The organism is Pseudomonas sp. 22490 (assembly GCF_052044465.1).
GTDB classification, from domain to species: Bacteria; Pseudomonadota; Gammaproteobacteria; order Pseudomonadales; family Pseudomonadaceae; genus Pseudomonas; species Pseudomonas aeruginosa.
The window spans coordinates 50305-75762 of sequence record NZ_JBQENS010000024.1 but is presented as its reverse complement, the minus strand read 5'-3'; the positions used below and the strand labels follow the sequence as shown (position 1 = coordinate 75762).

The window sequence follows — 25458 nt, the reverse complement described above, 5'->3', positions numbered from 1 at the left end:
GGGGTCAGCGGAACAGGGAGTCGATGTAGGCGGCGCCGACGCCGATCTTGTCGTAGTGCTCACGGCACATCGCGATGTAGTCGTGGACGTCGAAGATGCCGTCCGCGTTGCCCTTCTCGTCGAGCCAGACCAGCGGTCCCTTGACGATGAAGAATGCACGCATCGGCTGCTCGTGCTCGTAGGCCACCAGGGTGTGGCCCTCGCCGGGCGTCTCGTAGACGAAGTCGCCGGCGGTGGCGGTCCAGTCGTGTTCCAGGTAGCCCCACTTGCCGCTGATGGTGTAGGCGAACACCTCGTGCGGGTGGTAGTGGCGGTTGACCAGGCCGGCGCTCGTCGCCATCAGGATGTCGCACCAGCGGTTTTCGCTTGGCGAGATCCACAGCGGACGCGACTTCACGGTCTCGGTGAAGGGCACGTAGAGGCGCTCGTCCTCGGTCGGCGCGTTGCGCAGGTAGACCTCGGGCTTGGCGTCCGGCTTGAAGCAGTCGGGAATCGGTTGCAGGTCTTTCCAGAATTCACGGGTGGCGAGTTCGGGCATGGGGCGGCCTCTGTCGTTGTTATCGTCGAGCCGACTCTAGCCATGGGCGGGCCTCCGGGTTTGACCCTGGCGGCCAGGAAGCTTGCGCTTTTCGGACATGGCCTGGCGCGACCCGCGACGCGCCGCCAAGCTGGCCTGCCCAGCGTCGGAGCCGGCTGGAGGGCGATTGACGGAGGAAAGGATTCAGATGTTAATGACGGGGTGCCAGGCGCCTCGCCGACCGACCGCGACAGGTCGGCGGAGCGGCCCGGCGCCTGGCCCCGGAGGCCTTGCCTGAGGTCCGGGAGGTCCACGCAGCGTTCGACGAGAAGAATAAAAATGCCCGCACATGCCTTGCTCGAAACCCGGCGGGCCAGCACCCAGGACATTCCCCTGGAGCAGCGGCTGGCGTTCTGGGAGGACTACAACGCTTCCATCCTGGTTGGCCTGAAATGTTCGTCGTATTCCCAGGCCGGCTTCGCCGCGACCCAGGACAACCTCTGCCTCGAACGCCTGCGGCTGGCCCGCATCGGCGGCAACGAGCACGTGGTGGAGCGCGACCGCTCGATGATCCGCGCAGTGCCCAAGGAGTCGATCTTCGTCTCCCTGGTGCAGGGCAGCCAGTCGTTCTTCTACCAGGACAACGGCTGCAACCTCCTGCAACCGGGCGAGCTGGTTATCTACCGGACCGACAAGCCCTACCTGTTCGGTTTTTCCGGACCGATGCGGCAGTTCATCTTCGACATTCCCCAGGACGATTTCGCCGAGCGCTGCCTGCGCGACTTCAAGGGACCGCTGAAGATCGGCGCGGAAAGCCCGGTGCAGCGCCTGCTGGTGCGGACCCTCGGCGAGCGTACCCGGGATTTCCTCGACAGCCCCCATGGCGAGGATGCCGAGCGCTACCAGGAGGAAGCCTACGACCTGCTGGCGAGCATCATCAGCGACCATGCCGGCGAGCACCGTGCCAGCGCCCTGGGCGCGTCCTACCTGCTGGCGGCCAAGCAGTACATCCAGCAGCATCTCGACGAACCCGCCCTGAGCTGCGAGCGGGTGGCCGCCGCCACTGGCGTCTCCAGCCGGCACCTGGCGCGGCTGTTCGCCCAGGAAGGCAGCTCGCCCGGGCGCTACCTGCAGGAGCGGCGCCTGGAGCGGGCCCGCCAGTTGCTCGCTTCGCCCCAGGGCCGGCGCCTGGATGTCGCCGAGGTCGCCTATCGCCACGGCTTCTCCAGCCAGGCGCATTTCGCCCGGGCCTTCAAGGCGCGCTACGGGATGACGCCGAGCGAGGCGCGTGGCCGCTAGACCCGACTACCGTACCTTTCCTCCTCCTACTGCCAAGGACCCGTTCCGTGACCGACAAGAAAGAGCAGATCGCCCGTTTCATCCAGCGCGAATTTCCCCAGACCCGGGTCGTGGTCGAAGCCGTCGGCGAGCGTAGCGCCACGGTCTGGCAGGCGGTCGACGCCAGCGACCTGCGCCCCGGCGGCACGGTCTCCGGGCCGACCCTGATGGCCATCGCCGATGTCGCGCTGTACGTGGCGGTACTGGGCGAGATCGGCATCGTCCCGCTGGCGGTGACCACCAGCCTGACCATCAACTTCCTGCGGCGTCCCGCGGCGGACCGCCGGGTGGTCGCCGAGTGCCGCCTGATGAAGGTCGGCAAGACCCTGGCGATGGGCGAGGTCTCGCTGTTCTCCGAAGGCGACGCGGAACCGGTCGCCCATGTGGTCGGCACCTACTCGATCCCGCCGGCGCACCGCCGCTGAGGGCCTGGCCGGGTTCTCGGCGGCGGCTGCGAAACGCTGGCGGAGGATTCCTGGAGGCGCCGTTCAGGCCGCCCGCCGGGGGCATTGCAGGCGATGGAAGCTGCGGCTGAAGTAGACCAGGCCGTCGCCCTGTTCGAGGACCTGGATGTCCTCCAGTTCCAGCAACAGCACCGAGTGGGTGCCGATCTCCTGGACCTCGGCGATGCGTCCCTGCAGGTTGGCCAGGGCGCCGTGCAGCACCGGCAACCCGGCGAGGCCCTCGCGCCAGTCGTGGAGGGCGAAGCGGCGTTCCATCGGGACCTCGGTCATGCCGGCGAAGTGGCGGGCCACCTCTTCGTGTTCGCCGCTGAGGACGTTCACGCAGAGTCGACCGTTGGCCTTGAACACCGTGTTCATCTCGCTGTTGCGGTTGATGCAGAGCATCAGCGTCGGCGGGCTGTCGGTGACCGAGCAGACCGCGGTGGCGGTGATCCCGCAGCGTCCGGCCGGGCCGTTGCTGGTGATCACGTTGACCGCCGCCGAAAGATGCGCCATGGCGTTGCGGAAGGCTTGCTGCCTGGGTTCGAGCTGGGACATGGGGATAACCTCCGGAGGCGACGCGGGCGTCATTGGCGGATGCGATCGAGCACGTTGATGTCGTCCGGGTTGTGCAGGTGCGGCACGGTCCAGCCGTTCTCGTCGTAGTCGCCCATGCACTGCTCGACCATGCCGAGCATGCCCTTCATCGCCCCGCTGCCGATCGCCTGGCGCAGGGCCTGCATGCGGATCTCGTCCTGGCTGCCGGCGTAGTTGATCTCGTACAGCTCGTGGCGGCCGCCGAACTCGCTGCCGATGGCGTCCCAGAGCAGCTTGAGGATCTTGATCCGCTCCCGGTGGCCCATGCCGCCGGAGCCGCGGCAATAGGTGGAGAGGTACTTGTCGAGTTGCGGATTGTGCAGGTCGCGAACGCCGGAGGGCAGGTAGATCAGGCCGCTGGCGACCACCTGCTCGATGGTCTTCTTGATCTCCGGGTAGGCCTGCGGCGCCAGCACGCGGTAGGCCTGCAGGGCCTCGGCGCTGGGCAGGAAGGCGCCGCCGTGCCATTCGCTGGCGTTGCCGTACATGGCGTCGGTCAGCGACCAGAACAGGTTGCGCCAGGCCACCACTTCGCCGACCTGCGCCTGCACGCCGCGGAACTCCAGGGAGCCGGTGCATTGCAGGGCCTTGTAGAGGGCGCCGGTGATGAAGTCGAGCTTGACCGCCAGGCGGGTGCAGCCCTGCATCGGGAACAGCCGGCCGAAGCCACCCTGGGGGAACCACTGCTTGCAGCGCTCGAAGTCGCGGTAGATCAGTACGTTCTCCCAGGGGATGAACACCTTGTCCATCACCAGGATCGCGTCGTTCTCGTCGAAACGGCTGGACAGCGGGTAGTCGAACGGCGATCCGGCGATACCCGCCACCAGTTCGTAGGAGGGGCGGCAGATCAGCTTCATGCCGGGGGTGTTCATCGGCGCGATGAACATCAGGGCGAAGTCGGTGTTGTCGCCGAGCAGTTGCGCCGAACCCTGGCCGACGAAGTTGTAGTGGGTCAGCGCGGAATTCGTGGCGACCACCTTGGCGCCGCTGACGACGATGCCGCCGTCGACTTCCTCGTCCACCGAGATGAACACGTCCTTGACCTGGTCCACCGGCTTGTCGCGGTCGATCGGCGGGTTGACGATGGCATGGTTGAGGTACAGGCAGGCTTCCTGGATGCGCTTGTACCAGGTTTTCGCGTTGTCCTCGAAACGCCCGTAGAAGCCCGGGTTGGCGCCGAGGGCGCTGCCGAAGGCGGCCTTGTAGTCCGGGGTGCGGCCCATCCAGCCGTAGGTCAGCCGCGACCACTCGGCGATGGCGTCGCGCTGCTGGCGCAGTTCGTCGGCGCTGCGCGCGTAGCGGAAGAACTTGTGGGTATAGCCGCCGTTGCCGGTATCGGTCTCCCAGCAGAGCTTTTCCTTGCTCTGCGGATCGTGCAGGGCGTCGTAGAGCCGGGCCATGGAGGCGGCCGCGTTGCGGAAGGCGGGGTGGCTGGTGACGTCCTTGACGCGGTCGCCGTAGATGTAGATCTCACGGTCGTCGCGCAGGCTGGCGAGGTACTCCTCGCCGGTGAACGGACGGGTGGCAGAGGCACGGAAATCTTCGGGTTTCATCATCGTCTCCAGTCATTGTTGTTATCTGCGCGAGAGCGCCTGGAGGGGATGATGGGACGGGGGCGGAGCGAGCTGAATGGCTTTTCCGGGGAATGAATTGCACTTTCCATGGCCCCGCGTGACGCCCGGCGCCCGGCCGCGAAGGGCGGCCGGGTGGCGGCGCGTTCAGCTTTCGGCGGGCTGCCAGGCAATCTCCAGGCTTTCGCTGTTGGCCATACGTTGCAGGTGATCGGCGACCACGTTCTGCATGTGGGCGAGGCTGTCCTCGTCGGGGCTGTTGAGAATCATCAGGACATGGTCGGGGTGGGCGAGCAGCTCGCAGTTGGAGTCGCCGAAGTCGATGAAGCCGCGCTCGGGAGTGAGTTCGACTTCGAACTTGTGGCCCCAGTGCTTGCACAGGCGATTGACGTAGCGTGCGGCCGATTCGGTACGGACATGGGAGGTGGAGCGGAACATGAAGCGAATCCTCTCGGTTGGGGATTTCCGATACTAACCTGCTGAGAGTCATTCTTATTCATCCATTTTGCAGGGGCTTTCGATAATCGCCCGGCAAATGGTCGGCCCTTGTCCGTGGGACAGGGCGAGCGCCCTACCGGAGCCGGCGGAAGTGTTTGCCGGATACGCCGGAAGGCGCTCTCTCTTGAGGGAGAGGGCGAACGCCAGCGGCTTCAGGCCAGCCCGCCGTTTTCCGGCAGCAACGCGCCGCCATCCACAACCAGGGTCTGCCCGGTGATGTAGCTCGCCTCGTCGGAGGCGAGGAAGAGCATGGCATGGGCGATGTCCAGCGGCTGGCCGACACGCCCGAGGGGGATGTGCGCGGCCAGCGCGGCGGCGTCGCCGAGGCTGCCCAGCGCCGGAGTCGCGACCAGGCCGGGCTCGACGCCGTTGACGGTGATGCCGTCGCCGGCCAGCTCCAGCGCGGCGGCGCGGATGAAACCGTTGACCCCGGCCTTGCTCGCCGCATAGTGCGAGAGCCCAGGGATCGCCGTGCGCGGACCGGTCACCGAGGAGGTCACCAGGACGCGCCCGGCCACGCTGCGGCGCAGGGCGGGAAGGGCGGCCTGGGTCAGCCGGAAGCAGCTTTTCAGGTTCACCGCCAGGGTCCGTTCCAGGGTGCCTTCGTCCAGTTCCGCGAGGGCGCACTGGGGAAAGGCAGCGGCGTTGTGCAGGAGGATGTCCAACTGGCCGAAGCGCTCCAGGGTCGCGCTCACCGCTCGTCTCGCGGCGTCGTGCTCGCTCAGGTCGACGGCCAGCAGTTCGGCCGTGCCTCCGCCCAGGCGGATCGCCTCTAGGACGGCCTGGCCGCGGCTGGCGGTACGCGTCGCCAGCAGCACCCTGGCGCCTTCGGCGGCGAAGCATTCGGCGATGGCCCGGCCGATGCCCTGGCCGGCGCCGGTGACCAGCGCGACGCGGTTCTCCAAGCGCCTCACGATGGGCGCTCCAACAGTTCGCCCAGGCAATCGCGGAGCAGGCGGTCGTGCAGTTCGACGTCCTCTGCGCGGGTCGCCGGGCAGGTCAGCGCCATGTTGTGGAATGGCGTCAAGAGCACGCCGCGGTTGAGCAGGTAGAGGTGCAGGCAGGCCTCGATCAGGCCGTTGCGTGCGTGGTGGGCCTCGCCGCCGTTGCGCGGGGCGTGGGTCATGAACAGGTACTCGACGCGCGCGCCGATGCGCGTCACGTGCCAGGGCAGGCGCAGTTCCTCGAGCGTCGCGCGGACGCCCGCCTCGAGCTGCGCGGCGAGCTGGAACATGTGCCGATAGGCGTCCTCCGTCATCACTTCGGCGAAGGTCGCGCGCATCGCCGCCAGTTGCAGCGCGTTGCCGGCCAGGGTGCCGCCAAAGCCGAAATGGTTGATCGCCTGCCCCGGTCGGAAGTGCGGCAGTACCGCCCAGATCCGCTCCGCCTGCGCCTGGCTGCATCCCCAGACGGCGCTGGGAATGCCGCCGGCGATGCATTTGCCGAGGACGAAGAAGTCCGGCTCGAGGCCATGCGCGCCGCTATAGCCGGCGGGACCGCAGGAGATGGTGTGGGTCTCGTCGATGATCAGCGCCACGTCGTGGCGGCGGGTCAGTTCGCGCAGGCCGGCGTGGAAGCCTTCGGCCGGCGGGACCATGCCGACGTTGGTCATGAAGGGTTCGGTGAGCACCGCGGCGACGTCGCCATGGGCGAGGGCGGCCTCCAGCGCGTCGAGGTCGTTGAATTCCACCAGGCGGGTGGTGGTGGCGTGGCGTACGCCATTGGGGTGAACGCCCGCGCGCGGAACCATGCGCCCGGCGGCGTCGAATTCCACCTGCGATTCGTCGACGCTGCCGTGGTAGTTGCAGTTGAACACCACCACCTTGTCGCGTCCGCTGAGCATCCGGCACAGGCGCAGGACGAAACGGTTGGCGTCGGTGGCCGAGGTGGTCACCTGCCAATAGGGCAGGCCGAAGCGCCGCGCCAGTTCGGCGCCGACCCACAGGCTGTCCTCGGTCGGCAGCATCAGGGTCGAGCCGCGCCGCGCCTGGCGGGCGATGGCGTCGGCCACCGCCGGTTGGGCGTGGCCGAACATGGCGCCGCTATCGCCGAGGGCGAAGTCGACGTACTGCTGGCCGTCGATGTCGGTGACGCGCGCGCCCTGGGCCTCCTTCACCAGCAGCGGGCAGTTGCCCGGCCACTGTTGCATCCAGTGCAGCGGTGCGCCGTACAGCCAGTGGCGGCGGTTTTCCCGGTAGGCCTGGGCGGAGCGCGGATGCAGTTCGTCGAAGCGTCGCAGCTCGCGCTTGAACAGCGCTTCGACGCGGGCCAGGTCGAGGCCGAAGGTGGTGTCCATGGGCGTCCTCACAGGTCGTGGCGGGTCTGGTTGAGCACCTGGGCCAGGGCGCCGACCGGGAAGTTCACCGGGGTGGCGAAGTCGTCGTCCTGGTAGCCGAAGATCTTGCCGTCGGTGCGCCCGGCTTCCAGGTCGATCAGCAGCACGCCGAGGGTCGGCACGATCTTCTCGCGCCAGACGAACAGGTACAGGCGTTCGGCCAGTCGGTAGCAGTGGCAGCGGTCGGTATCGGCCAGCCCTCGCTCGGCGCCGCGCAGGCATTGCCAGGTGTAGAAGGCGGGATTGAGGTAGATGTGTTCGTAGGCCTCGCTGGCGCTGTAGACGTAGCGGTTGCGCAGGCCGACCAACTCGTCGCTGGGGACGTGCGGGCAGGCGCCGGGCTGCCACGGGCGGTCGAGGCTGCCATGCAGGAACTCGGCCTCCACGCCGGTCAGTTCCCGGCCGGCCAGGGCCCGGGCGAACAGGCCCTGTTCGCAGGCCGCGCGGTCGGGCAGATGGCCGAGCACCGCGGTGAACGCCTGGTTGTCGAAGTCCAGCACCAGGCTGACCGAGACCGGCCGGCCGTTTTCCTGCTTGAGGAAATCCACCAGGTAAAGGTTTTCCCGCAGTGAACTGGCGCGGTAGTCCGACTCGCCGCTGGCACTGCCGTCGGCCAGGCGCCAGCGCAGGCGCTGCGAGTCGAAGGCATGTTCGATGACCCAGCCGTTGGCGAAGTGCAGGACCCGTTCGAGCCCGGCGAGATCGCCGCAGGCGGGAAGGACGTGGTTGTCCGGAGCGAAGCCGTCGGCCAGGGCGCCGACGGTGATCCATCCGGAATGCGAGTGGGCGGACATAGGGTTCTCCTCGTCGTGGGAAACCCATGCTGGCCTGTCTTCGAGTATCCCGATATCGACCGGATGGTTGATAGGTCGATATGCCACGGAAATAGCACGGAGCGGCGAAGGGAAAGTTATCGAAGGTGAAGTATTAGATGAGTTTTCGTTTCTTCTTTTTTGGTTTTTTAGTTAATGGGTTCCTGTTCTTCTATAAGTATTTTCTGAATTTATTCTTATGTACCTATTGGCTGTTATCGGAAATGGACTACATATGTTTTCGTATGATTATTATTTTTAAATCCTGTCTTTCTTTCTAGTATTTGGGTCTGCGTTTATCAGGGCGCAATCTTCGGCTGTCGCGTAATGGTCGGAGGCGTTCTAGGCGGCCGTCCCGGTTGCGCGCAAAGGCTTGGCTACCTTGGCCGGTTCGTACTGCATCGGCTCTCCAGGGAGCAGCCAGGATGTTCCACAACTCCAAAGGAAATCAGATGAACAAGTTCAAACGTGCAATTCTTGCGCCCCTCGTTGCGTCGGGCACCCTTCTCGCGCTGATGTCCCCCGCGGCCCATGCGGTCGATGGGATCGTCAACTTCTCGGGCAACATCACCGACGTCGCGTGCGATATCAACGGCCAGGCGCCGGGTGCGGGCAACGTCACCAACGTCGACCTGGGTATCGTGGCGCCGACCCATTTCACCGCCGTCGGAACCAACTCCACTTTCCAGGAGTTCGATCTGGTCCTCTCCGGTGCCGGCTGCACCAATGACAAGAAGGTTTCCATCGCCTTCGATACGGTCACCAACGTCGACCGTATCAGCGGCAACCTGATGCTGATGGGGCCGTCGAAAGCCAAGGGCGTGCAGATCCAGATCTTCAACAATTCGGCGGCCAACACCACGAAGATCCCGCTGGGCTTGGTCGAGGCCGCCCCGCAGAAGGCAACCATCGACAAGAACACGGCGACCCTGAAGTACAAGGCCTCCTATGTGTCCACCGAGAAGACCGTGACCGCGGGTACCGGCCTGTCCCATATCCGCTACCTCCTGGCGTACGAGTAAGCGGCGGTCGACGGACGAAGAGGTGAGGCCATGGCGCCGCTAATGCATCGTTTTCATTCTTTCGTGGCGGCAAGCGCCGTGGCCATCGCCCTGTGCGTCGGAACGGCTCACGCCGGGCTGATCGCACAGGGCACTCGCGTCGTCTTTCCGGCCAGCGAGCGCGAGGTCACCTTGCGGGTCAGCAATACCTCCGGCACTCCCGTGCTGGCGCAAGCCTGGATCGACGATGGCCGGCAGGACGTTCCCCCCGAGGAACTGCAGGTTCCCTTCAGTGTCACGCCGGCCGTGACGCGAGTGGACCCCAATGGCGGCGCTGTATTGCGCATCGCCTACCTGAAGGCCCCGTTGCCGACGGATCGCGAATCGCTGTTCTGGCTGAATATCCTGGAAGTTCCGCCCAGGGACGAAGACGAAAACAATGCATTGCAGTTTTCCTTTCGTTCGCGCTTCAAACTCTTCTTTCGACCCAGCCAGTTGAAGAGTGTCGATTCGGCTGCCGGGAAACTTCAATGGAAGTTTCTGGAGTCAGGGGGAGCAGGAAAAAAGACCGTAGTACAGGTAAATAATCCGACGCCTTACTACGTTTCGTTCGCCAGCGTCGAATTGATTGTCGATGGCCGTGTCATGTCCGTGGGAAAGGGAATGGTCGCGCCATTCTCGACGAAGGAGTTCGACTGGCAGGGAAATCCGAAGAACCTGGAAGCCGCTTCCGTCAGATACGAAGTCATCAACGATTACGGTGGCCGCAATACCCTCGATAGGGCACTCGGCAAATAACCCCTCCGTTTCCCCGCTTTCTACTTACGGCCCGACATATGAGTGGCGATTTTAAAATCGCTGCAGGGATTACATATGCCCAAAGTTTCTCTTCATAGGTGCCTGTCCGCTCCCGCTTACGGTGGGCAGGTCGCCCTGTTGCGAATGGCGATGCAGGGAGGGATCGCCGTTCGTTCCCTGCGATTCGCCTGTCTGCTGGCACTGTTTCCTTCGCTGTCCTCCTGCCAGTCCTGGTCCTCCGTCGGCGCCGCCGGCGTAGCCGGGGCGAAGGCGAAGGAGGCCAGGACGGGAGCACCGGCGAAACAGCCGCAGGCGCCCGCGGCGGCCGTTGCGTCACCGGCCGGTGGGTTGGACGCACCGTCGCGGCGGATCGTCTTCGACGCGCAGATGCTGGCCCTGGGGCCGGGCGGACGCTCGATCGATACGTCGCGTTTCGAGCGCGGCGACGTCATCGAGCCAGGCCGCTATCGCCTCGACCTGCTGCTCAACAGCCGATGGCGTGGCGTCGAGGAAGTCGAGCTGCGCCGCCAGCCGGGGCGGGAAAGCGCGGTCTTCTGCTACGACCGGGGCCTGCTGGAGCGGGCGGGCATCGACCTGGAGAAGAGCGCGCGTGGCCAGGACCGTTCCTCGGCTCGCGATCCTCTGCCCGAAGGTTTGCACTGCGACCCGCTCGAGCGCTATGTGCCGGGGGCCCGGGTCAAGCTCGATATCGCCGAGCAGTCGGTCTATGTCTCGGTGCCCAGCTATTACCTGAGCCTGGATTCTTCGAAGACCTATGTCGATCCGGCGAGCTGGGACAGCGGCATTTCCGCCGCCTTGCTCAACTACAACAGCAATCTCCACGTCAGGGAAAACCACGGCAGGAGCGCCACCAGCGGCTATGCCGGGATGAACGCCGGCTTCAATTTCGGGCGGGCGCGCCTGCGCCACAACGGCACGGCCACCTGGTCGCGCCGCATGGGCAGCCATTACCAGCGTAGCGCAACCTATGTGCAGACCGACCTGCCGGCCTGGCGTGCGCAGTTATTGCTGGGAGAAAACTCCACCAGCAGCGAGTTCTTCGATGCGGTGTCCTTCCGTGGAGTGCAGCTTTCCAGCGATGACCGGATGCTGCCGGATTCGCTGCGCTACTACGCTCCGGTGGTCCGTGGGACCGCCAGTACCAATGCGCGGGTATCGGTCTACCAGCGCGGCTACCTCATCTACGAAACCACGGTGGCACCCGGGGCGTTCGCTCTCGACGAACTGCAGACCGCCAGCTATGGCGGGGACCTGGAAGTGCGGGTGACCGAAGCCAGCGGGGAAGTCCGCAGTTTCATCGTGCCGTTCGCCACCACCGTGCAACTGCTGCGCCCCGGAACCACGCGCTACAGCCTGACGGCCGGGCGGCTCAACGATCCCAGCCTGGAGCGTCGGCCGAACATGCTGCAGGGCGTCTACCAGCGCGGCCTGGGCAACGACGTCACCGCATACGCGGGCGGGGCCTTCACCGGCAGCTACATGTCCGGATTGATGGGCGCGGCGCTGAACACGCCGGTGGGCGGATTCTCCGGTGACGTGACGCTGGCGCGTACCGAGGTTCCCGGCGGCGACCGCCTTAGCGGCTCCAGTTACCGCCTCGCCTACAGCAAGAACCTGCCGAACACCGGCACCAACTTTTCGCTGCTCGCCTATCGCTACTCCACCGGCGGCTATCTCGGCCTGCGCGACGCGGCCTTCATGCAGGACCGGGTAGAGCGAGGCGAGCCGCTGGAGTCGTTCTCGCGCTTGCGCAATCGTCTCGACGCCAACATCAGCCAGCAACTGGGCAACGGCGGCAACCTGTACCTGAACGGCTCCTCGCAGCGCTACTGGAGCGGCGGCGGGCGGGCGGTCAACTTCTCCGTCGGCTACAGCAACCAGTGGCGCGACGTCAGTTACTCCATTTCCGCGCAACGCCTGCGCAGCCAGTACGAAGGCTTTTCCAGCGGTGACAGGCGCGGCGAGACCAGCACGCTGTTCAGCCTGAACCTGTCCATTCCGCTCGGCGGCGCTGGACGCGGGTCGCCGACCCTGAGCAGCTACCTGACCCGCGACAGCAACAGCGGAACCCAGCTCACCAGCGGGGTTTCCGGCATGCTGGGCAAGCGTGGCGAGGCCTCCTACTCGCTGTCGGCCTCCCATGACCGCGACAGCCGGCAGACCTCGAAGAGCGCCAGCCTCGACTATCGACTGCCGCAGGTCGAACTCGGCTCCAGCCTCTCGCAGGGACCGGGCTATCGGCAGTTGTCGGTCAAGGCCGCGGGGGGCCTGGTCGCGCACAGCGGCGGGATCACCGCGGCACAAACCCTGGGCGAGACGATCGGCCTGGTCCACGCGCCAAATGCCAGGGGCGCGGCTGCCGGCTACTCGGGAAGCCGGATCGACCGCCACGGCTATGCGGTGATTCCCAACCTGCTGCCCTACCAGTTGAACAGCGTCGACCTCGACCCCAACGGCATGGCCGACGAGATCGAACTGAGGTCCAGTTCGCGCAACGTGGCGCCCACCGCCGGAGCGGTGGTGCGCCTCGACTATCCGACGCGGGTGGCAAGGCCCTTGCTGGTGGATAGCCGGATGCCCAGCGGCGAGCCCCTGCCGTTCGCCGCGGAAGTGCTCGATGCCCACAGCGGGCAGTCGGTGGGCGCCGTCGGCCAGGGCAGTCGCCTGGTGCTGCGGGTCGAGCAGGATCGCGGCTCGGTTCGGGTGCGCTGGGGCAACGAGCCGCAGCAGCAGTGCCTGGTCGACTATGCGCTGGGCCCGCGCGAGACGACGCTTCCCGTCCTGCAACTGGCATGTCGCCCGGCGTCGGCCGCCGACCGGGAGCGCACGCTGTGACCGGCGTCGGCCTGGGACGATGCGGCACGGCCTGGGTCCTGCTGGTGGCGCTGGTGGCCGATGCCTCCGCCTCGCTGTCCGTGATCGGGACCCGTTTCATCTATCCGGCGGGCGTTTCCGCGCTGACGATCCGCGTCGGTAACGTCGGGACGCGCCCGGCCCTGGTCCAGGCCTGGCTCGATCGCGGCGACGAGACGGCGGACCCGAGCGCTGTCACGGTGCCGTTCATCCTGTCGCCGCCGCTGTTGCGTATGGACCCGCAGGAGACCCAGGCGCTCCAGCTTCGCCATACCGGCGAGCCGCTGCCGGACGACCGGGAATCGCTGTTCTGGGTCAACCTGCTGGAGGTGCCGGGGCGGGAGGACGGCAGCGGCAACCTGCTGCTGGTGAGCTACCGCCTGCGGATGAAGCTCCTGTTCCGTCCGCAGGGTCTGGCCGGCGATCCGCGAGCCGCCGCGCGCCAGGTCGTCTGGCGCCTGCGTCCGGCGGTACGGCCGGGGCAGCGGGTGCTGCTGGAGGCGGACAACCGCAGTCCCTATCACGTTTCCCTGGTGCGCCTAGAGCTGGGCGAGGGCGACCTCGCCATGTCCCTCGGCAGCGTCACCTTGCCGCCTTTCGCCGTTACCCCGTTGAGTCTGCCGGCCGTGCCCGGCGAGGCGGCGCGGGTCCATTTCGATGCGGTGGGGGATGACGGCCAGATCGAGCGCGGCGACGCGCCGGCAGAGAGATACCCGTAGGAGTTCGGCAGGGCCCGGGGAGTTGGGCTCCTGCCGTAGCACGGCCCTGCGAATAGGTCGCGGGGTTTCACTGGAGGAAGGAAGCACATGAACAAATGCTATGCACTGGTCTGGAACGTATCCCAGGGCTGCTGGAACGTCGTCAGCGAAGGCAGTCGCAGGCGCGGCAAGCCCGCCGGCGCCAAGGCGGCGATCGCCTCCGTCCTGGCCCTGCTGGGCGCCACGGCCCTGGCTCCGGCCTATGCGCTGCCAAGCGGGGGAACGGTGGTCGGCGGGAGCGCGAACGGGGAGATACACCTGTCGGGCGGCAACAGCCTGTCGGTCAACCAGAAGGTCGACAAGCTGATCGCCAACTGGGACTCCTTCAGCGTTGCCGCCGGCGAGCGGGTGATCTTCAACCAGCCGAGCAGTAGCTCGATTGCCCTGAATCGGGTGATCGGCACCAAGGCCAGCGATATCCAGGGCCGGATCGATGCCAACGGCCAGGTCTTCCTGGTCAACCCCAACGGCGTGCTCTTCGGTCGCGGCGCCCAGGTCAATGTCGGCGGCCTGGTGGCTTCCACGCTGGACATCACGGATGCCGAGTTCAACGGCAACTCCTCCAGATACCGTTTCACGGGTCCCTCTACCAACGGTGTCCTCAACCAGGGAGGCGCCATCACCGCGGCGGAAGGCGGCAGCATCGCCCTGCTGGGCGCGCAGGTCGACAACCGCGGGACGGTCCTGGCGCAGATGGGCGGTGTCGGGCTCGGCGCGGGCAGCGACCTGACGCTGAATTTCGACGGCAACAAGCTGCTCGACATCCGCGTCGACGCCGGGGTCGCCAATGCGCTGGCAAGCAACGGCGGCCTGCTCAAGGCCGACGGGGGGCGAGTCCTGATGGCGGCCAGGACCGCCAATGCGCTGCTCAACACGGTGGTGAACTCCCAGGGTGCCATCGAGGCCCGTTCGCTGCGCGGCAAGAACGGGCGGATCGTGCTCGATGGCGGCCCGGACGGCAAGGTCATGGTGGGAGGCGCCTTGTCCGCCAATGCGCTGAACGGACCGGGGCACGGCGGCACGGTCGAGGTCCGGGGGCAGGCGGTGGAGGTGGCCCTGGGCACCCAGGTGAACACGCTCGCCAGCAATGGCCTCAACGGCACCTGGAAGATTGCCGCCGACAAGATCGACGTGCGCCCATCGGCGGTGTCGGATGGCGTCACCGTTCATGCCGACACCCTGTCGCGGAACCTGGCGAGCACCAATATCGAACTGGTTTCGACCAAGGGCGACCTGGACCTCGACGGCTCGGTGAGCTGGGCATCGGGCAACCGGCTGGGGCTGGGCTCCGCGGCCGACCTGACGCTGAATGGCAGGCTGAATGCCAGTGGCGCCAAGGCTGGGCTGGAGCTGAAGGCCGAAGGCGCTATCGATATCAATGACAAGATCGTTCTCGGCGGGGCTGGCAGCGCGCTGGCCATGGATGCCGGCGAAGGCCACCGGGTGAACGGCACGGCGTCGGTCTCCCTGGCCGGGGCCAACGCGACCTACGTCTCCGGCGGCTATTACTACACGGTGGTGCAGAACCTGGCGCAGTTGCAGGCGATCAACAAGAACCTGGACGGCCTGTACGTGCTCGGCGGCAATATCCTGGGCGGCAGCTATTACTGCACGGCACTGCAGTCCATCGGCGGGCCCGCCGGCGTCTTCAGCGGCACCCTGGACGGTCTCGGCAACAGCATCGGCAATCTCTCGATCAGCAACACCGGGCCGAATGTCGGGCTGTTCGCCCGCTCCTCGGGCACCCTGAGCAACCTGAAACTGAACAACCTGCGGGTATCCGATAACACCTACGGCTCCGGTCCGTCTTCGCTCGGCGCCCTGGTCGGGATCAACAGCGGGCGTATCGCCAACGTCAGCGCCAGCGGGGTCTCGGTCGTCGGCAGCCGACTGCGCTCCAACGCACTGGGCGGCCTGGTCGGGCGCAATATCAACGGGCAGATCACGAACGCATCCGTCAGCGGCGGCGTCACCGCTTATGCGGCGAGCACGGCGGTCGGCGGTCTGGTGGGGGAGAACTTCACCACCGCCTGGGGGCCGGAGGCGGTCATCGAGAACGCCCACAGCAACGTCCATGTGGCTGCACAGTCCACCGAGCGCAACAGCCTGGGCGGCGTCGGCGGCCTGGTCGGACTGAATGCGAAGGCCACGATCAGGGCGTCCGGCAGCCAGGGGAAGGTCGAGACCTACCGGCCCGGCCTGAACGTCGGCGGCCTGGTCGGCTACAACATGTTCGGCCACGTCTCCGATAGTAGCGCCAGCGGCCAGGTGGAGGCCGGCGGCGCGGGGAATACCGGCGGGCTGGTCGGCCTGAGTTCCGGCGGCGAGATATTCCGCTCGCAGGCGAGCGGGTCGGTGTACAGCAAGGGCGGCCTGGCGACCGGCGGGCTGATCGGCAAGGCAGAAGGCAACGGCATGCTCGGAAACCTGAAAGCCAGCGGCAGCGTCACGGACCAGGGCGGCGCGGATCTGGGCGGGCTGGTCGGCAACAATAGCCAGAGCGCCATCGAGACCGCCGAGGCGACGGGCAAGGTCAGCGGCGGCAGCAACAGTCGCGTCGGCGGGCTGATTGGACACAACCTCGGCGGTTCCGTCGCCCATGCGATCTCGCGCGGCGACGTGAGCGGCGGGTTCAACAGTCTGGTGGGCGGGCTCGTCGGCCACAACGGCGGCGAACTGGTCAACGTGGATGCCAGCGGCAGGGTCAGCGCCGCTGCGAGTGCGTCGGTTGGCGGCCTGGTCGGCAGCAACGCCGGTTCGATCCTGTCGGCGCGCAGCAGCAGTACCGTCAACGGCAGCGGGCGCAGCCGCATCGGCGGCCTGGTCGGCGAGAACCAGATCCAGGGACGCATCGTTTCGTCCATGTCGGAAGGCACCGTCAGTGGCGACTACTACGTCTCCATGGGCGGGCTGGCCGGCGTCAACCTGGGATCGATCGAGTACTCCGGCGTCAGCGGCAAGATCGACTTCAAGCCTCAGTCCCATTACGGCCAGATCTACGGTGCGCAGGTCGGCGAGAACCATGGGGTCCTGGGCGGCAACTACGTGATCGGCGAGGCGGCGCTCCTGCCGCCTGCCGGTATCGACTACGGCAACATCTGGTAAGGCCGGCAGGGGAGGTCCCTGGCGGACCTCCCTTCCCGGCCGGGGCCGCTCTCGCCTGGAGTGTGGCCCTCTTCCGCAGGCGCAATCTTGGAGAGTTCCATGAGCATGAGGTTATTTCCCGGCCGCGTTTCCCTGCGCCGCCGGCCTGGCGCGCAGGCTCGGCAGGCGCTCGTTCTCGGTCTCTGCTGCCTGACCGGCGGCCAGGCCTGGGCCCTGAACGAGGTCGCCCTGAACTGCTCGTTCGGCAATGGCAAAGGCTTGCCCTGGCGTGTGGTGAACGAGCTGACCAGCGGCACGGCGAAAGGCACGGTGCTGTTCGCCAGGCCGGTGAGCCTGTTCCTGAACTACAAGCCCCAGGCTTCCCAGGAGGCGCATGAGCTGGTCCTCGGGGGGAACTGGTCCGGGGTGGGCTATCCGGGGCCCTACGGCACGGTGGCGTCCGACGTCAAAGGCATCGGCTATCGGATCTCGGTGGATGCCCAGGACGGCGTCAAGCGGGTGATTCCGGTCGACAACCAGCCCCATGCGCTGGACAAGCGAGTCACGAGCTTTTCCGGAAGCACGACCAGCGACTACCTACAGGAACTGGTCCTGACGGTCGACCCCGGCGAGTTGCCTGCCGGCGACCTGAAGGTAACCAGCGTATCCGGCAGCGCCACCCTGAATCTCTGGGCGGTGGACAGGCTGAAGGGCGAAGCGTCCATCGGCAGCGTCCTGGCGGTGCCTGCGGACAACTACCCCACCGGGGTTTGCCGAAAGCCCTATTCGCTGATCGGCCCGGCCTCCATCGGGATCGGCGGCGGTCCCCCGCCGCCGCCGATCCCGAAGAAATGCAAGGTCGAGGTGGGACGGGAAATCAACGTCAAACTGGGTAGCGTCGCGTTGAAGAACTTCCCGCGGGTCAACGACACCTCCACGGAGCGTTCCTTCGATATTTCTCTCAGCGAGTGTGCGGCGCTGGCCAAGCCGGAAATCGCTTTCCGCGACAAGTATGTCTCGGCGCAGCAAGCGGACCCGACGATCCTCAGCTTGAAGAGCGGCGGCGCGGCGGGGTTCGGCATCGTCGTGAAGAACGGCCTGGACCAGCAGCGGATACGTTTCGACGGCACGCCCTACCCGATGCGGCGTGTCGGCGACAGCGCCGACCTCCCGCTGAGTGCCGCCTACATCCGTATCGGCGCGGAGGGCGAATTGAAGGCCGGGGTCGCCGACGGCGCCGCCGAGTTCACGTTTACCTTCCCCTGAGCGGCGCCGCCGCTCTTTCCCCGGCGTTTCCCGCCCCGCCTCGGGAAGCGCCGTCGGCCGCTTTCGCGCCAGCCCTCGCGAAGGCTCGGCCCCTCACCTCCAGTGGTTGCAGATCGCCGAAGGCGCTCTGCATATCGCTCCGCTGCTCGTCCTGGGTCTCGTGCGCACATGCCATTCCCGCACGCGGAATACCGATATTGCGTATGGGCGAAGGCTTTCTGAGGGATATGCAAGTTTCCTCGGTAGGATTTCGCGCAAATAAACGAACGCTATTTTTCAGGCGATAGTTTCAGCTTGTCGCGGAACTCTTTTTTCAAACTTTTTGCTGCTCTGGCTTGTCCGTTTCGTATTTCATCGTTTTTCATAAGTGTCTACGTAGACGTTTTTCGGGGGCTGTTTCAAGTGTCTTTGTTGTTAGTTTACGAGGCGAAAAAATAGTAGTTTTACTATATTAAATATCGTCGGTTTCACTAGAAAATACACATGTTCACTTTGAACCGGGGCAGTGGCGTCGGCGGATTCCGGACCGCGCTTTCCTCCTTGCCGGCCGAGCGGCGGCCGCCTGCCTGCGGCAGGCATGACCGAGACCACAGGTTTCCTGGTAACGCTTTCGCCTGCCGTGTACCGCTTAAGGAGACGCAAGGATGTCCCTACATCGCATTCGCGTAATGGTTGCGGATGATCATCCCGCCATTTCGCTGGGTATTTCCTACGAACTGAGTCAGTGCGGTTCTTTGGAGATGCTCGGTCAAGTTTCCAATTCTACCGAGTTGATCGGCCGGCTCGACGAAGGCGACTGCGATGTCGTTATCGTCGACTATACGATGCCGGGCGGGAAATATGGCGATGGACTGGCATTGTTGTCATTGCTGCGGCGACGTTATCCGCATCTGCAATTGGTTGTCTTTACCATGCTGAACAATCCGGGCCTTATCCGGGCCATTCTCAAGCAGGGTATCAATTGCATCCTCAGCAAGTCCGACTCGACCAGTCACCTGCTGGCGGCGGTGAGCGCGGCCTATTCGCGAAACCAGTATTTCTCGCCGTCGATCAGGGACATCTTCGTCAACCAGGTGCTTTCCTCGCACAACGAACGGCTGACGCCCCGGGAGGCGGAAATCGTCCGTCTGTTCGGCTCCGGACTGACCATCACCGAAATCGCCGAGCGCTCGCATCGCAGCGTGCAGACCATCAGTACGCAGAAGGTCAGTGCCATGAAGAAGCTCGGCATCAAGCGCGATGCCGACCTCATCAGGTATGCGGCCGAGGGCTATTGCCGGATGCCCTGACGGATCGGCCCGCTTCACCAGGGCAGCGGCTGGTTCCGATAATCGACGAAGCGACAGGCATTCACGCCCGCGGCATCCTCCACCGCCGCGACCAGTCCGGCGGCGCTTTCCTCGACGCTCAGCGGCGCGCTGTCGCCGCCCATTTCGGTACGCACCCAGCCGGGATGCAGGAGCAACAGGCTGAACGGCAACTCCTCGAACTCGCCCTCCCAACTGCGTACCAGGCTGTTCAGCGCCGCCTTGCTGGCGCCGTAGAGCGGCATCGTGGCCGACAGGCCCAGCGCCAGGCTGGCCATCTGCGAACTCATGAACGCCACCACGCCACCCCGGCTAACCCGGCCGGACAGTGCCCTGGCCAGGCGCAGCGGCGCGATGGCGTTGGTCAGGAATAGCTGGGCGGTCTGCTCGGCGTCGATTTCCGCCACATCCTGTTGCTGCGGGCCGTAGATGCCGGCGTTGACGATCAGGCGATCGATCCGCCGCTCGCCCAGCATCTCGCCAATGCGTTCGGCGCAATCGTGTTGGTTGAGGTCGCCGGTCACCGCTTGCAAGCGCTCCCCGGCCCGCTCCGCCAGTGCCTGTAGCCCGGGAGAGCCTTGCGGTCGCCGGGCGACGGCGAATACCTGTGCGCCGCGTTGCAGGAAGGCATCCGCCAGTCCCAGGCCGATGCCGCGCGAGGCGCCGACGATCAGAACGTTGTGCATGAGGTTCTCCGGGCGATAAAGCGGACAGGATACCCAAGCGCGTCCCGCTGCGGTAACCGCCGCGGCGACCGGCCGCGGCGGCCTCGACCTTACCGCATGGCGCTGCCGCCCAGGCCGGCGAGGTACAGGTCGAGCAGGCGGTCGTCGAACTCCGGCTCGCGCACGGCGCTCCCGCGCAGGTGTTCCTCGACGTTGGTGCAGTCCCAGAGATAGGTGTCCTGGTACAACTCGACGGTGCTGCGGCCGGCGTACATGTTGTCGCGGAACATGCTCAGCAGGGGATAGAGCGGGGCGTCGCGATTGTCTTCCCAGAGACTTACCCAGTCGTCGAACGGCATCTGCCGAAGGGGACGCCCGGCGCGTCGCCCGAGACGGCCGAAGAACTCGTCCAGGGTCAGGCAGCGCGGAATGCTCGGCACCAGGTTGAATTTCTTGCCCAGCGCCGAAGGCTGGCGGGCGATGACGCTGATCGCCTCTACCATGTAGTCCACCGTGGTCAGGCCCTCGCGCAGCTCGCGCAGGAGCGGCACGGCCCGGTACTCCAGGCAGGTCCGCGCCAGCCGGCTCCACCACTGGTAGTCGGCGTAGGCGCCGGTACGGCTGTGGCAGGTGGCGTAGCCGAGGCGGAAGGTCATCAGCGGCAGGCCGCGTTCGGCGGCGAGGTCGGCGATCTTTTCCATCACCCATTTGCTGCGCACGTAGCCCATGTCGGTGACCACCGCCGGCAGGTTCTGGTCGATGTCGTCGTCCTCGCGCATCAGGCGCTTGCCGGTATGCAGGTGGCCCCAGCTGTACACCGAGATGCTCGACAGCAGCATCAGCGGCTTGCAGCGGCCGCTGGCGCAGAAGCGCAGGACCTGGCCGAGCCCCTCGACGTTGTCGCGCTTCATGTAGCTGTATGGCTGGATGAAGTTCACCGCGCTGGCGGAATGGAAGACCTGGTCGACGCTGCCGGCCAGCTCGCGATAGGTTTCCGCCGGTAGTCCGAAACCTGGTTCTGCGAGGTCGGCGGCGTAGGCCCTGACCCGTCGCCAGTCCGTCTCGGCGAGTTCGATGCGGTGCTGCCGGGCGGCCTGGCGCAGGCGTTCGAGGGCATGGGCGTCGTTTTGCGCACGGACCGGACAATGCAGGTCGGCCTCGCGGCTGGCCAGCAGCTCGGCGAGCAGGTGGGCGCCCATCAGCCCGCTGGCGCCGGTGAGCAGGATGTGCCGTGGCGCCAGCAATTGGGCGGTGTCCATGGGGCGGCTGAAATCCACGTCGGCGGGCAGGCGCACGTCCCGTTGCAGCTCCTGGGCCGGTTCGCTGTCCAGCGCCGGCGGCGCTTCGCCGGCGCGCCGCGCCAGGCTGGCCGCCAGTTGGCGCACGCTCGGGGTGCGGTAGATGTCGTGGATGTAGGCACGGTTGCCGAAGCGTCGGCTCAATTCGCGCACCAGGGCGGCGGCCAGCAGGGAATGGCCGCCGACCTCGAAGAAGCTGTCGTCCAGGCCGAAGTCGGTATGCCCCAGCACTTCCTGCCAGGACAGGGCCACTTGCAGTTCGCCGGGGGTGCCGAAGCGTTGCTCGTCGAGTCGTTCCTGGCATTGTTCGTCCAGGTGTCGACGCAGGGCCTGGCGGTCGATCTTGCCGTTGACCGTGGTCGGCAGGCTGTCCAGCGACAGGTAGCGGCTGGGCAGCATGTAGTCGGGCAGTTCCTGGCGCAGTGCGGTCTTGATGGCGGCGAGCACGGCCCTGGCATCGCCGTCCTGCTGGCGGGGGACCACGAAGGCGCTCAATTGCTGGCTACCGGAGCGTGGGTCGGCATGCGCCAGCACCACCGCGCCGTGGATAGCCGGCTGGCGCAACAGCGCGGCCTCGACGTCGCCGAGTTCGACGCGGTGGCCGCGGATCTTCACCTGATCGTCCAGCCGACCGAGGAACTGCAGGCTGCCATCGGCCAACCAGCGGGCCTTGTCGCCGGTGCGGTAGAGCCGACGCCGCAGTGCCTGCGAGTAGTGGAAGCGCCTGGCGGTCATGTCCGGGTCGCGCAGGTATTCGCGCGCCAGGCAGACGCCCGCCAGGTTCAGTTCACCGGGTCGGTCGCCATGGCAAGGCCGGTCGTCGGCGTCGAGGATGAATGCCTCGCAGCCGTCGATGGGCGTGCCGATCGAGGCGGGTCGCCGATGTGCTTCGGCGTCGACGATGCGGCAGGTGGCGAAGACCGTGGCCTCGGTCGGGCCGTAGTAATCCACCACGGTATAGGGCAGCCCGCCGGTTGCGACCGGCGGCAGTTTTTCCCCGGCGCAGAACAGGTAGCGCAGCGCCAGCGACGGCGGGGCGGGCTGCTCTGCCAGCGCGGGCACCATCACGGTAGGCGCGAAGGCGTGGCTGATCCGCTGCTCGGCGAAGAATGCCAGCAGCGCCGCCGGGTCTGGGCGCACCTCGTCGGGCACCAGGTGGAGGCAGGCGCCTGCGCACAGGGTGGACCAGATTTCCCATTGGGAAACGTCGAAGCCGACGCCGGCCATCAGGGTGGTGCGGCTCCGTTGATCCATATTGAAGCGCCGGTTGTGCCAGCTCACGAGGTTGGCCAGGGAGCGACTCTCGATCACCACGCCCTTGGGTTCGCCGGTGGTGCCCGAGGTGAAGATCACATACAGCGCTTCGCTGCCGTCGAGCGCCGGTCTCGGCGCGGCACCCGCCGCACTCGTCGCGAGCGCCTGTGCGATGGCCTCCACCGGTTGCCCCGGCAGGTCCTCGGCCTGGGTGGCGAGGGCCAAGGGGGCCTGGCACTGGCGGAGGATTTCCCGCTTGCGCCTGTCGGGTTGCCGACGGTCCACCGGTACGTAGGCCGCTGCGCACTTGGCGGCCGCCAGGATGGCGATGACCAGTTCGGCCGAGCGTTCGGCCAGCAGGGGCAGCAGCTCGCCCCGGGCGACGTCGCGCCTGGCCAGGTGGGCGGCCAGCCGGTCGCTGAGCCGGTCGAGTTCGCGGTAGCTGAACGAGCGCTCGCGATCGACGAGGGCGGGGCGTTCGGGATGGGTATCTGCGTGTTGCCTGAATAAGCCAAGAACAGAATCTTTCGACATGGCTGAGACTCCTGTCTTGCCGGTGGAAAAGACGTTATCCGTGGTTTTTCAGCGTATCGAGCGGGGACCAGGGGGAAGGCTGGCGATAGGCCTGGTCCAAGGCTAGCCCCGAGGGGAAATGCGGCAACTGCCATTTGGTACAGGGTAAGGGGGGCTTGCCGCCGGGGTCGCCAGGGGCGCCCCGGAAGTTTTCGGAAGCGGGACCGGACTCAGTCCAGCTGGCCTTCCCGGTCGTCGAAGATCGCTTCTATGGCCAGTCCGAACACCCGGGCGAGCTTGAACGCCAAGGGCAGGCTTGGATCGTAGCGGCCGGTTTCGATGGCGTTCACCGTCTGCCGCGATACCTCCAGCTTTCCGGCCAGCTCCGCCTGTGACCAACCGCACTCCGCGCGCAACTCGCGAACGCGGTTCCTCATGCGTAGCGCCTCAGTCCCAGGACGCAGCCGATGACCCAGAACGCGCCCATCAGGGGCCAGACGAAGAACATCGAGAGTTTCGGAAAGCCGGTGGTTTCGAGGAAACCGTAGGTGAAGGTGAGCAGGGCGGTGCCGACGAAGGCCAGGGCGAGGGCTTCGAGATGGATGCGCCGGGCCATTTCGTCGAGGCGCCGCAGGTAACGGATCACCACCAGCGCCAGGGCGACCATCGGTGGCACCGGCAGCAGGGCGAGGAAGACCCGGCCGGCGCCCGGTTCCGTGCCCGCCAGCGACTGGCCGCTGATCAGAACGGCAGCGGCATAGCCGACCAGCGCGAGAAGCAGTTCGAGGAAGAAACGTTTGTGGGTCATGGTTGAATCGTCCATGTAAAGGGGGCTTTACATTGGCCGGGATGCTCTTCTTTGTCAAGCAAGCTTTACATTCTCTATGGGCTTGCCTTGGCGAGGAGACTCGGGGATGGTAGCGGGCGGTCTCTGGGAGAACGGCGAAATGGCGACGGGCGACGAATTCGACGCGCTGCTGGTGGAAGCCGGCCGCACACCGATGCGCGGCTGGGAATACGACTATGGCGGACGCATCCGCCTGGAACCGCCGCCATGGGATTTCCCGGGGCGCATGCTGGAGCGCTGCCGGGCCGCCGCCAGCCTGCTGGACATGGGCACCGGCGGCGGCGAATGGTTGAGCCGGCTGCCGTATCGTCCGCCGCTCACCGTGGCTACCGAGGGCTGGGCGCCCAACCTGGAGATTGCCCGGGGTCGCCTGGAGCCCCTGGGCATCCGCGTGGTCGAGGTGGAGGGCGCGCCGGACAACCACCGCCAGGGCCGGGAGGGCGATGGCGGCGGGGCGTTGCCGTTCGCCGATGGCACCTTCGACCTGGTCGGCAACCGCCACGAGTCCTATCTGCCATCGGAGGTCCGGCGGGTGCTGGCGCCCGGCGGCTGTTTCCTCACCCAGCAGGTGGCCGGCGACTTCAACCGCGAGTTCTATGCGTTGCTCGGCGAACCGGCGCCGACGCCGGAGGCGCCGCACTGGAACCTGGGTTTCGCCCGGGCCCAGCTGGAGGCCGCGGAGTTGCCGCCGGTGGCAGGCGGCGAAGGTTGGGAGGTGTTGCACTTCGCCGATGTCGGCGCCCTGGCCTGGTACCTGTTGAACCTGCCCTGGGTATTTCCCGGTTTTTCCTTCAGGCGCCACCGCGAGCGCCTGCGCGGCCTGCACGAGAGCGGCAAGCCGCTGGCGGTGCGGCAGTTCCTCTTCTGGCTGGAGGCGCGCAGCCCCCAGGCCGCGCGCGGCTAGAGGAAGAGTCGCTTCACCAGCTCGGTGCGGCTGCGCGCGCCGGTCTTGCGGAACAGGTTGAGCAGGTGGGTCTTCACCGTCGGCAGGCCGAGTCCGAGGCACTGCGCCAGGCATTTGTTGCTGACGCCGTCGCGCAGCAGCAGGGCGATCTCCCGTTCCCTCGGTGTCAGGCCTTGCAGGCGCTCGGCGCTGGCCGTTGGCGTGGCGCATGCCTGCGCCGCCAGCTCCATCAGGCCATGCAGGGCGCGCAACTGTCGCAGCTCCTGGTCGGAGAAGGCCCCTAGGCGGGCGTCGCGCAGTAACGACAGGGCCGCCACCGGACGCTGCTGCGCATGCGCCAGCACCTCGACCACGTCGCAGATCCCGTGGCGTCGCAGGAAGCCCTGGTACAGCGCGCTGTCCTTCGCGGGCTGGCGGGCAATGCCCTGGCGCAGCGGCACTACCGGCGAAGCGCTGGCCAGGCAGTGGCGCGGCTGCAGCGGATCGTAGTCGCGGTAGTGGCGCAGGTAGTCGCGGTGCATGCCGGCCGGCATCCGCAGGAGCTGGAAGTCGTGTGCGCGACAGTCCTCGTCGATGCGATAGAACACGCACAGGCTGGCCGGCACCACTTGGGTGAAGGCCTGCATGCAGCGCAGGCCGAGGTCGGGCGACAGGGTCGAAGACATGGCGCGGGGCTCCCGTGGGACGAGGCGGCGGGACGTCCACTGTCCCGCCTGCCGGGCAGAATGTCCATGCCCCGGCGTGCCGTCTTGTCTTTCTCTGCCTGGCTTGGCAGGCA

The 25458-nt window shown here is 66.5% G+C and carries 22 protein-coding genes; 10 read left to right on the top strand and 12 right to left on the bottom strand.

The window, feature by feature from the left end:
- Positions 1–4 precede the first annotated feature (4 nt).
- A complete protein-coding gene (locus ACTJJX_RS24000) occupies positions 5–538 on the bottom strand; it encodes a 2,4'-dihydroxyacetophenone dioxygenase family protein (RefSeq protein WP_003113028.1) in 534 nt (177 codons plus the stop codon).
- 318 nt (positions 539–856) lie between these two features.
- On the opposite strand from ACTJJX_RS24000, the gene ACTJJX_RS23995 reads away from it, so the two are divergent.
- A complete protein-coding gene (locus ACTJJX_RS23995; protein ID WP_003093398.1) occupies positions 857–1816 on the top strand; it encodes a helix-turn-helix domain-containing protein in 960 nt (319 codons plus the stop codon).
- 47 nt (positions 1817–1863) lie between these two features.
- Complete coding sequence (locus ACTJJX_RS23990; protein ID WP_003104529.1) at positions 1864–2280, top strand: PaaI family thioesterase; 417 nt, start codon at positions 1864–1866, stop codon at positions 2278–2280.
- Between the two features lie 63 nt (positions 2281–2343).
- Here ACTJJX_RS23990 and hpaC read toward each other — a convergent pair whose 3' ends face one another.
- From hpaC to ACTJJX_RS23960, 6 genes are all read right to left on the bottom strand, one after another.
- On the bottom strand, positions 2344–2856 hold the full coding sequence (gene hpaC / locus ACTJJX_RS23985) for a 4-hydroxyphenylacetate 3-monooxygenase, reductase component (RefSeq protein ID WP_003104531.1): 513 nt from the start codon (positions 2854–2856) through the stop codon (positions 2344–2346).
- A gap of 29 nt (positions 2857–2885) precedes the next feature.
- Positions 2886–4448: a 4-hydroxyphenylacetate 3-monooxygenase, oxygenase component gene (gene hpaB, locus ACTJJX_RS23980; RefSeq protein WP_003104533.1), complete on the bottom strand. Its 1563-nt coding sequence runs from the start codon at positions 4446–4448 to the stop codon at positions 2886–2888.
- A gap of 165 nt (positions 4449–4613) precedes the next feature.
- The gene (locus ACTJJX_RS23975; protein WP_003093387.1) at positions 4614–4904 is read right to left on the bottom strand and encodes a DUF2218 domain-containing protein; all 291 of its coding nucleotides are present in this window, start codon (positions 4902–4904) and stop codon (positions 4614–4616) included.
- Positions 4905–5116: 212 nt separating this feature from the next.
- On the bottom strand, positions 5117–5878 hold the full coding sequence (locus tag ACTJJX_RS23970) for an SDR family oxidoreductase (RefSeq protein ID WP_003104535.1): 762 nt from the start codon (positions 5876–5878) through the stop codon (positions 5117–5119).
- The gene (locus ACTJJX_RS23965; RefSeq protein ID WP_003118214.1) at positions 5875–7260 is read right to left on the bottom strand and encodes an aspartate aminotransferase family protein; all 1386 of its coding nucleotides are present in this window, start codon (positions 7258–7260) and stop codon (positions 5875–5877) included. The genes ACTJJX_RS23970 and ACTJJX_RS23965 overlap by 4 nt, the downstream gene beginning before the upstream one ends.
- A gap of 8 nt (positions 7261–7268) precedes the next feature.
- Positions 7269–8093: a molybdenum cofactor biosynthesis F family protein gene (locus ACTJJX_RS23960; RefSeq protein ID WP_003113031.1), complete on the bottom strand. Its 825-nt coding sequence runs from the start codon at positions 8091–8093 to the stop codon at positions 7269–7271.
- A gap of 470 nt (positions 8094–8563) precedes the next feature.
- Between ACTJJX_RS23960 and ACTJJX_RS23955 the strand changes: the two genes are divergently transcribed.
- From ACTJJX_RS23955 to ACTJJX_RS23925, 7 genes are all read left to right on the top strand, one after another.
- A complete protein-coding gene (locus tag ACTJJX_RS23955) occupies positions 8564–9133 on the top strand; it encodes a fimbrial protein (protein WP_016852461.1) in 570 nt (189 codons plus the stop codon).
- Positions 9134–9163: 30 nt separating this feature from the next.
- Positions 9164–9910: a molecular chaperone CupB2 gene (gene cupB2, locus ACTJJX_RS23950; RefSeq protein ID WP_003118217.1), complete on the top strand. Its 747-nt coding sequence runs from the start codon at positions 9164–9166 to the stop codon at positions 9908–9910.
- 387 nt (positions 9911–10297) lie between these two features.
- Entirely contained in the window at positions 10298–12766 is a 2469-nt protein-coding gene (cupB3, locus tag ACTJJX_RS23945) for a fimbrial biogenesis outer membrane usher protein CupB3 (RefSeq protein WP_031640505.1), read from the top strand.
- Positions 12763–13503, top strand: a complete 741-nt coding sequence (locus ACTJJX_RS23940) for a fimbrial biogenesis chaperone (protein ID WP_003118219.1) — start codon at positions 12763–12765, stop codon at positions 13501–13503. Before cupB3 ends, ACTJJX_RS23940 begins: the two co-directional genes overlap by 4 nt.
- Positions 13504–13590: 87 nt before the next feature.
- Complete coding sequence (locus ACTJJX_RS23935) at positions 13591–16647, top strand: two-partner secretion domain-containing protein (protein ID WP_016852463.1); 3057 nt, start codon at positions 13591–13593, stop codon at positions 16645–16647.
- A gap of 99 nt (positions 16648–16746) precedes the next feature.
- The gene (locus ACTJJX_RS23930) at positions 16747–17892 is read left to right on the top strand and encodes a fimbrial protein (protein ID WP_009877464.1); all 1146 of its coding nucleotides are present in this window, start codon (positions 16747–16749) and stop codon (positions 17890–17892) included.
- A 644-nt stretch (positions 17893–18536) separates the two neighbouring features.
- Positions 18537–19181, top strand: coding sequence for a response regulator transcription factor (locus ACTJJX_RS23925; RefSeq protein ID WP_003093364.1), 645 nt, complete (start codon positions 18537–18539; stop codon positions 19179–19181).
- Between the two features lie 14 nt (positions 19182–19195).
- Here ACTJJX_RS23925 and ACTJJX_RS23920 read toward each other — a convergent pair whose 3' ends face one another.
- The 4 genes from ACTJJX_RS23920 to ACTJJX_RS23905 form a co-directional block, all read right to left on the bottom strand.
- Positions 19196–19885 carry an SDR family oxidoreductase gene (locus ACTJJX_RS23920; RefSeq protein WP_003113039.1) on the bottom strand — a complete coding sequence of 230 codons (690 nt, stop codon included), beginning with the start codon at positions 19883–19885 and terminating at the stop codon, positions 19196–19198.
- 89 nt (positions 19886–19974) lie between these two features.
- Positions 19975–22950 carry a non-ribosomal peptide synthetase gene (locus ACTJJX_RS23915; RefSeq protein ID WP_016852464.1) on the bottom strand — a complete coding sequence of 992 codons (2976 nt, stop codon included), beginning with the start codon at positions 22948–22950 and terminating at the stop codon, positions 19975–19977.
- 209 nt (positions 22951–23159) lie between these two features.
- Positions 23160–23366 (bottom strand): helix-turn-helix transcriptional regulator, encoded by a 207-nt coding sequence (locus tag ACTJJX_RS23910; protein WP_016852465.1) that lies wholly within the window; start codon positions 23364–23366, stop codon positions 23160–23162.
- A complete protein-coding gene (locus ACTJJX_RS23905) occupies positions 23363–23737 on the bottom strand; it encodes a hypothetical protein (RefSeq protein WP_003105252.1) in 375 nt (124 codons plus the stop codon). The genes ACTJJX_RS23910 and ACTJJX_RS23905 overlap by 4 nt, the downstream gene beginning before the upstream one ends.
- Positions 23738–23843: 106 nt before the next feature.
- Between ACTJJX_RS23905 and ACTJJX_RS23900 the strand changes: the two genes are divergently transcribed.
- On the top strand, positions 23844–24680 hold the full coding sequence (locus tag ACTJJX_RS23900; protein WP_003132375.1) for a class I SAM-dependent methyltransferase: 837 nt from the start codon (positions 23844–23846) through the stop codon (positions 24678–24680).
- Here ACTJJX_RS23900 and ACTJJX_RS23895 read toward each other — a convergent pair.
- Positions 24677–25345, bottom strand: coding sequence for a helix-turn-helix transcriptional regulator (locus ACTJJX_RS23895; protein WP_016852466.1), 669 nt, complete (start codon positions 25343–25345; stop codon positions 24677–24679). The genes ACTJJX_RS23900 and ACTJJX_RS23895 overlap by 4 nt on opposite strands.
- Positions 25346–25458 lie beyond the last annotated feature (113 nt).

Excerpts from the sequence above, each read along its gene's own strand:
- ACTJJX_RS24000 (WP_003113028.1), bottom strand. The coding sequence starts at position 538 with ATGCCCGAACTCGCCACCCGTGAATTCTGGAAAGACCTGCAACCGATT.
- ACTJJX_RS23995 (WP_003093398.1), top strand. The coding sequence starts at position 857 with ATGCCCGCACATGCCTTGCTCGAAACCCGGCGGGCCAGCACCCAGGAC.
- hpaC (WP_003104531.1), bottom strand. The coding sequence starts at position 2,856 with ATGTCCCAGCTCGAACCCAGGCAGCAAGCCTTCCGCAACGCCATGGCG.
- hpaB (WP_003104533.1), bottom strand. The coding sequence starts at position 4,448 with ATGAAACCCGAAGATTTCCGTGCCTCTGCCACCCGTCCGTTCACCGGC.
- ACTJJX_RS23975 (WP_003093387.1), bottom strand. The coding sequence starts at position 4,904 with ATGTTCCGCTCCACCTCCCATGTCCGTACCGAATCGGCCGCACGCTAC.
- ACTJJX_RS23965 (WP_003118214.1), bottom strand. The coding sequence starts at position 7,260 with ATGGACACCACCTTCGGCCTCGACCTGGCCCGCGTCGAAGCGCTGTTC.
- ACTJJX_RS23960 (WP_003113031.1), bottom strand. The coding sequence starts at position 8,093 with ATGTCCGCCCACTCGCATTCCGGATGGATCACCGTCGGCGCCCTGGCC.
- ACTJJX_RS23955 (WP_016852461.1), top strand. The coding sequence starts at position 8,564 with ATGAACAAGTTCAAACGTGCAATTCTTGCGCCCCTCGTTGCGTCGGGC.
- cupB2 (WP_003118217.1), top strand. The coding sequence starts at position 9,164 with ATGGCGCCGCTAATGCATCGTTTTCATTCTTTCGTGGCGGCAAGCGCC.
- cupB3 (WP_031640505.1), top strand. The coding sequence starts at position 10,298 with ATGCTGGCCCTGGGGCCGGGCGGACGCTCGATCGATACGTCGCGTTTC.
- ACTJJX_RS23935 (WP_016852463.1), top strand. The coding sequence starts at position 13,591 with ATGAACAAATGCTATGCACTGGTCTGGAACGTATCCCAGGGCTGCTGG.
- ACTJJX_RS23930 (WP_009877464.1), top strand. The coding sequence starts at position 16,747 with ATGAGCATGAGGTTATTTCCCGGCCGCGTTTCCCTGCGCCGCCGGCCT.
- ACTJJX_RS23925 (WP_003093364.1), top strand. The coding sequence starts at position 18,537 with ATGTCCCTACATCGCATTCGCGTAATGGTTGCGGATGATCATCCCGCC.
- ACTJJX_RS23920 (WP_003113039.1), bottom strand. The coding sequence starts at position 19,885 with ATGCACAACGTTCTGATCGTCGGCGCCTCGCGCGGCATCGGCCTGGGA.
- ACTJJX_RS23915 (WP_016852464.1), bottom strand. The coding sequence starts at position 22,950 with ATGTCGAAAGATTCTGTTCTTGGCTTATTCAGGCAACACGCAGATACC.
- ACTJJX_RS23910 (WP_016852465.1), bottom strand. The coding sequence starts at position 23,366 with ATGAGGAACCGCGTTCGCGAGTTGCGCGCGGAGTGCGGTTGGTCACAG.
- ACTJJX_RS23905 (WP_003105252.1), bottom strand. The coding sequence starts at position 23,737 with ATGACCCACAAACGTTTCTTCCTCGAACTGCTTCTCGCGCTGGTCGGC.
- ACTJJX_RS23900 (WP_003132375.1), top strand. The coding sequence starts at position 23,844 with ATGGTAGCGGGCGGTCTCTGGGAGAACGGCGAAATGGCGACGGGCGAC.
- ACTJJX_RS23895 (WP_016852466.1), bottom strand. The coding sequence starts at position 25,345 with ATGTCTTCGACCCTGTCGCCCGACCTCGGCCTGCGCTGCATGCAGGCC.